6 protein-coding genes are annotated in these 6,175 nt (G+C 73.3%); 4 read left to right on the top strand and 2 right to left on the bottom strand.

Annotated elements, in window-relative coordinates; all coding sequences use genetic code 11:
- Positions 1-10 precede the first annotated feature (10 nt).
- A complete protein-coding gene (locus VIU94_RS05805) occupies positions 11-778 on the bottom strand; it encodes a PspA/IM30 family protein (protein WP_331908241.1) in 768 nt (255 codons plus the stop codon).
- Positions 779-1,075: 297 nt separating this feature from the next.
- On the opposite strand from VIU94_RS05805, the gene VIU94_RS05800 reads away from it, so the two are divergent.
- From VIU94_RS05800 to VIU94_RS05790, 3 genes are all read left to right on the top strand, one after another.
- Positions 1,076-1,672, top strand: a complete 597-nt coding sequence (locus VIU94_RS05800) for a DUF3043 domain-containing protein (RefSeq protein WP_331908234.1) — start codon at positions 1,076-1,078, stop codon at positions 1,670-1,672.
- Between the two features lie 80 nt (positions 1,673-1,752).
- Positions 1,753-2,460, top strand: a complete 708-nt coding sequence (locus tag VIU94_RS05795) for a class I SAM-dependent methyltransferase (protein ID WP_414720893.1) — start codon at positions 1,753-1,755, stop codon at positions 2,458-2,460.
- Positions 2,461-2,623: 163 nt separating this feature from the next.
- A complete protein-coding gene (locus tag VIU94_RS05790; RefSeq protein ID WP_331908236.1) occupies positions 2,624-4,438 on the top strand; it encodes an ABC transporter ATP-binding protein in 1,815 nt (604 codons plus the stop codon).
- A gap of 176 nt (positions 4,439-4,614) precedes the next feature.
- On the opposite strand, the gene VIU94_RS05785 is transcribed toward VIU94_RS05790, so the two are convergent.
- Positions 4,615-4,821: a hypothetical protein gene (locus VIU94_RS05785; RefSeq protein ID WP_331908232.1), complete on the bottom strand. Its 207-nt coding sequence runs from the start codon at positions 4,819-4,821 to the stop codon at positions 4,615-4,617.
- A 92-nt stretch (positions 4,822-4,913) separates the two neighbouring features.
- On the opposite strand from VIU94_RS05785, the gene VIU94_RS05780 reads away from it, so the two are divergent.
- Entirely contained in the window at positions 4,914-6,116 is a 1,203-nt protein-coding gene (locus VIU94_RS05780; RefSeq protein WP_331908230.1) for a bifunctional adenosylcobinamide kinase/adenosylcobinamide-phosphate guanylyltransferase, read from the top strand.
- The last annotated feature ends 59 nt before the right edge of the window (positions 6,117-6,175 follow it).

The following is a 6,175-nucleotide window of genomic DNA, read 5'->3' as shown; positions in this document are numbered from 1 at the left end:
GGCGTGGGCCCTACTGCTTGTCGAAGCGTGGGGTGTCCTGCGGCTGCTGCTGGGACTGCGACTGGCCGGTGCCGCCCTCGATGGCCTGCTGCGACGACGACCCTCCCGCCAGCTCCGCCTTCATGCGCTGCAGTTCCAGCTCTACATCCGTACCACCGGAGAGCCGGTCCAGCTCGGCCTGGATGTCGTCCTTGTGCATGCCGGACTGGTCGTCGAGGGCGCCGGAGGCGAGCAGTTCGTCGATCGCGCCGGCACGGGCCTGGAGCTGTGCCGTCTTGTCCTCGGCCCGCTGAATCGCCAGGCCGACGTCGCCCATCTCCTCGGAGATGCCGGAGAACGCCTCGCCGATACGGGTCTGGGCCTGGGCCGCGGTGTACGTCGCCTTGATGGTCTCCTTCTTGGTGCGGAAGGCGTCCACCTTGGCCTGGAGGCGCTGGGCCGCAAGGGTGAGCTTCTCCTCCTCGCCCTGCAGCGTCTGGTGCTGCGTCTCGAGGTCGGTGACCTGCTGCTGGAGCGAGGCACGGCGGGACAGCGCCTCGCGCGCCAGGTCCTCACGGCCGAGCGCCAGCGCCTTGCGGCCCTGGTCCTCCAGCTTGGTCGACTGTCCCTGCAGCTGGTTCAGCTGCAATTCCAGCCGCTTGCGGGAGGTCGCCACATCGGCGACTCCGCGGCGCACCTTCTGGAGCAGCTCCAGCTGCTTCTGGTACGAGTAATCGAGGGTTTCGCGCGGATCCTCGGCCCGGTCAAGGGCCTTGTTTGCCTTCGCGCGGAAGATCATCCCCATACGCTTCATGACACCGCTCATGGGCTTCGCGCGCCCCCTTCTGACGGACTTCGGCTCAAGCACTCCAACAGAACCCACAGTACGGTTCCTGTCTCCATTACCGCACTGTTCGGGGCCGGATGCGCTCCTCCCCAAGGACGACTGCGCGGGCCCCTTTCTCCGGCCCAGGGAGTAGACGGGCCTCAGGGGACCGGTGCGTGTCGTCCGGACCTGGCTAAGAAGACGCACGCCGTTAGCGGATCGTTCCCGCCCGCACTGGGGTTCATACCTCCCACCACGTACCCTGGCTGTGTGTTCCGTAGCCGTTCGAAGGAAGAGAAGGCCCCCACCGATCAGGTGACGGCGGACCTCTCCAAGCAGCCCCGCGACCCCGAGGCCCCGAAGGGCCGCCCGACCCCGAAGCGGAGTGACGCCCAGTCCCAGCGCCGCCGTGCGCAGACCACGCCGCTCGACCGCAAGGAGGCCTCACGCCGGCAGCGCGAGGCCCGCCGCACGGACCTGGCGAAGCAGCGCGAGGCCCTCGCGACCGGCGACGAGCGCTTCCTGCCGGCCCGCGACAAGGGTCCGGTCCGCCGCTTCGTGCGCGACTTCGTCGACTCGCGCTTCGCCGTCGCGGAGTTCTTCCTGCCGATGGCCGTGGTGATCCTCGTCCTGTCGATGATCCGGGCGGGCAACCTCCAGCAGATCTCGCTGGTGCTGTGGCTCGGCGTCATCGTCATGATCGTGATCGACTCGATCGGCCTGACGATCCGGCTGCGCAAGCAGCTGAACGAGCGCTTCCCGAACGAGCCGAAGCGCGGCGCCGTCGCGTACGGCCTGATGCGCACCCTCCAGATGCGCCGACTGCGGCTGCCGAAGCCGCAGGTCAAGCGCGGAGAGCGGCCCTGAGCGCGGAGGCGTTCCAGCCGGACCCGAGCACGGCCGCACCCGGCCGTGCCGGGCTGCGCGACGCCATCCGGCACGAGGTGATCGCGCGCCAGCTCGACGAGCAGATAGCCGCCCGCTACCCGGTGGGTCAGCGGCTGCGGATCCTCGACGTGGGCATGGGCCACGGCGCGCAGGCGCTGCGCCTGGCCCGGGCCGGACACACGGTGACCGGCCTGGAGTCCGACCCCGAGCTGCTGAAGACGGCCCGTGAGTCGCTGGCCACCGAGCCGGCCGGGATCCGCGAGCGGGTCCGGCTGATCGAGGGCGACGGCCGCGACACGGGCGTGCACTTCCTGCCCGGCAGCTTCGACGTGGTGCTCTGCCACGGCGTGCTGATGTACGTGCCCGAGCCGGACGGGCTGCTCGCCGGTCTGGCCAGGATGCTGGCGCCGGGCGGCCTGCTGTCCCTGGTCGTACGGAACGCGGACTCCCTGGCGATGCGGCCGGGCCTGTCCGGGAACTGGGCGGGGGCGCTCGCGGGCTTCGAATCGGACGCGTACGAGGACCGGTACGGCGCCAAGGTGCGCGCGGACCGCCTCGACGCGCTCACCTCGACCCTCGCGGGCATCGCCGCGCCGCTGCACGCCTGGTACGGCGTGCATGTCTTCACGGAAGGCGTGCCGCACGACGCGGGGCTTCCAGCCGTCGACGAGCTGGAGCGCCTGCTCGCCGCCGAGGACCGCGCGGGCCGGACGGAACCGTACCGCCGGGTGGCGGCGCTCCTGCATTTGTGCGGCGTGCGCGGCTAGGGCCTGTCCCCCTCAGCTGGTACCTGCTGGAACCCGCCTCACGAAACCGGCCGCTCGCGCGGTCAGGCGACGGGGCGGGTTCTGCGTCCTGAGGCGTGTGAGCATCGAGAACGCCGGGAATCCCGGGAAATCCGCACAGGCAGACCCCTCCGCCGACCTCGCCGTGCCCGCCCGTGAGGTGTGGCGCGCGCTGTACGGACACTTCCGGCCGCACCGCGGGGCCGTCGCGCTGGGCGCGGCGCTTGCGCTGGTCGGCGCGGCGAGCGGGCTCGCGCAGCCGCTCGCGGCGAAGGAACTCGTCGACCGGCTCGGCGAGAACCAGTCGATCACCTCGGTACTGGTGGTGCTCACCGCGCTCGTGGTGTTCGGCACGGCCGTCGAGGCGCTCGGCTCGTACCTCCTGGAGCGCACCGCCGAGTCCGTGGTCCTGGCCGCCCGCCGCACGCTGATCGGCCGGCTGCTGCGGCTGCGGCTGCCCGAGGTGGAGAAGACCCAGCCCGGCGACCTGATGTCCCGGGTCACCTCCGACACGACGCTGCTGCGGGCCGTCACCACGCAGTCGGTGGTGTCGGCGGCGACCGGCGGCCTGGCGTTCCTCGCGACGCTGGTGATGATGGCGCTGATGGACCCGGTGCTGCTGGGCGTCACGCTCGGCGTGATCGTGGTGATCGGCGGCGCGGTCGCGCTCCTCATGCCGCGTATCGCCGCCGCCACGCAGCGCTCGCAGGAGGCCGTCGGCGAGATCTCCACGGTCCTGGAGCGGGCCTTCGGGGCGTTCCGCACGATCAAGGCGTCGGGGGCCGAGGCGCGGGAGACGGCCGTCGTCGAGGCGGCGGCCGAGCGTGCCTGGCGGCACGGGGTGAAGTCCGCCAAGTGGCAGTCCATGGCGGGTTCGTCCATCGGCCTCGCGGTGCAGGTGTCGTTCCTGGCGGTGCTGGGGATCGGCGGGGCGCGGGTCGCGTCCGGGGCGATATCCGTGTCCTCGCTGATCGCCTTCCTGCTGTTCCTCTTCTACCTGATCGAGCCGGTCTCGAAGCTGGTGGAGGCGGCGACGCAGTACCAGGTGGGGTCGGCGGCGATCGCCCGGATCCTGGAGGCGGAGAGGCTGGAGACGGAGGGGGTGGGAGAGGGGCGGGAGTCGGCGGCGTCGGGCGAGCGGCCGAAGATCCCGGCTCAGGCCTCCGCCTCGCCTTCCTCCTCCCCTGCCTCCCCCGCCTCCGTCTCCTCGGCCTCCTCAGCGTCCGTCGTCTTCGAGGACGTGTCGTTCCGCTACCGGGAGGACCTGCCGCATGTGCACCACGGTGTCTCCTTCGAGGTGCCGGGCGCGGGCATGACCGCCTTCGTCGGGCCGTCGGGGGCCGGCAAGACCACGGTGTTCGGGCTGATCGAGCGGTTCTACGAGGCGACCGGCGGGCGGATCCTGGTCGACGGGACGGACGTACGGGACTGGCCCCTCACGGAGTTGCGGGCGGCCATCGGGTACGTCGAGCAGGACGCGCCGGTGCTGTCCGGGACCCTGCGCGAGAACCTGCTCTTCGCCGCCCCGCAGGCGCCGGAGGCCGAGCTGCGGGACGTACTCGTCCGGGCCCGCCTCGACGCGCTCGTGGAGCGGCTGCCGGACGGTCTGGACACGGTCGTCGGCCACCGCGGCTCGAAGCTCTCCGGCGGCGAGCGCCAGCGCGTCGCCATCGCCCGCGCACTGCTGCGGAGGCCCCGGCTGCTGCTCCTCGACGAGGCGACCTCGCAGCTGGACGCGGTCAACGAGCTGGCCCTGCGGGACGCGGTGACCGAGGCGGCGCGCGAGACGACGGTCCTGGTGGTGGCCCACCGGCTGTCGACGGTGACCCTGGCGGACCGGATCGTGGTGATGGACGCCGGCCGGGTACGGGCGGTGGGCACGCACGCGGAGCTGGTCGCAGGGGACGCGCTGTACGCGGAGCTGGCGGCGACGCAGTTCCTGGCGGCGAACGCGGGCTGAGGGGCGGGGGCCTGGGGGCCGAGGGCCCTGATCGTCAGACACCCCCCAGGGCCTGTCCGACCCTGATCCGCCGGACAGGCCCTAGGGGCGCGGGTCGCGCGGCGGGACGCCGTACGCCCCGGACAGGCGGCCGGGGGCGGGGCGTACGACCCGCACCGCCCCCGACCCCTCCCGTCCTAGCCCTCCGCGTTCAGCGGCATCGGGCCGTAGATCTTCGTCGCGTCCTCGAACAGGACGACCTGGTCGGCGCCACCCGCCAGGAGGTCCTTCCAGTACTCGCCGATCCAGGACTCGGCGTCCCCCTGGGTCGTGAACTCCTCCGGAACCACCGAGGGCTCGACCTCGCTGCCGTCGGTCTTCTCGAACCGCCACGTCCATGCCATGCGCGCCTCCCGGAGCTCACCGGATGATCGGTTTCCTGCCCGCAGCGTAGCCGGGCGCGCACGCGCGGAGGGGACGCGGGAGGATCGTGAGCGTGGAACTGACTCTGCTCGGCACCGGCGCCCCCGAGGGGCTCCCCCGCCCCGACTGCCCCTGCGCCCGCTGCGCCGTCTCCCGTGGCCCGTACGTACGGGCCGCCACAGCGCTGCTCGTCGACGGGGCGCTGCTGCTCGACCTGACCCCCGGGGCGGCGCTGGCCGCGGCGCGGGCGGGGCACTCGCTGGTGGGCGTGCGGCAGGTCCTGTTGACGCATCCGCACGACGGGCCGGCGGTCGAGCTGCCGCCGGGGCTGCCGACGGCGGGGCGGGTGCCGGACGGTCGGGAGTTGACGCTGATCAGCGGGCACACGGTGCGCGCGGTGCCGATGGACGCGCCGGGGACGGGGTACGAGGTGACCTCGCCGGACGGGGAGCACGTGCTGTACCTGCCACCGGGCGGCGGGCCGGCCGGGCTGCCGGACCACGGGCGGCCTCCGTACGACATGGTGCTCGGGGATGTGATCGGGCGGCCGGACACGCTGGCGCGGCTGCGGGCGTCGGGCGCGGTGGGGCCGACGACGGACGTGGTCGCGGTGCACCTGGACCACGACGTTCCGCCGGGCCCGGAGCTGGACCGGTTGCTCGCGGCGGCGGGGGCGCGGGCGGTGCCGGACGGGACGACGCTGACGGTCGGCGAGTACCACGCCGTCCCGGAACCGCCCCGGCGCACGCTGGTGACCGGCGGGGCTCGGTCGGGCAAGTCGCTGGAGGCGGAGCGACGGCTGGAGACGTTCCCGGAGGTGCTGTACGTGGCAACGGCCGGGAAGCGGGAGGGCGACCCGGAGTGGGCGGAGCGGGTCGGGGCGCACCGGGAGCGCCGGCCGGGCTCCTGGCGGACCGCCGAGACCTGCGACCTGGTCCCGCTGCTCGCCGACGAGGGCCCGGCGCTGCTGATCGACTGCCTGGGCCTGTGGCTGACCGACGCGATGGACCGGATCGACGCGTGGGACGACGAGCGCTGGTCGTCGGGCGGCCGCGAGGCGCTGCGCGAGCGGGTCGCGGAACTGGTCGCGGCGGTACGGGCGACCCGTCGCACGGTCGTCGCGGTCACCAACGAGGTCGGCTCCGGCGTGGTCCCCGCCACCCCCTCCGGCCGCCGCTTCCGCGACGAACTGGGCCGCCTGAACGCCGCCTTCGGCGACGAGTGCGAACAGATCCTCCTGGTGGCGGCGGGCCAGCCGCTGATACTGCGCGGCTGAGGCCGGAGCGGCGGGGCGGCGGAGCCGCGGCCGGCGCCGACGGCAGGCCGCGGGGCCGC

This window comes from Streptomyces sp. (assembly GCF_036566765.1).
Classification (GTDB): Bacteria; Actinomycetota; Actinomycetes; order Streptomycetales; family Streptomycetaceae; genus Streptomyces.
Note: the sequence above shows the minus strand (reverse complement) of the source record. Positions and strands in the feature narration are given on the sequence as shown.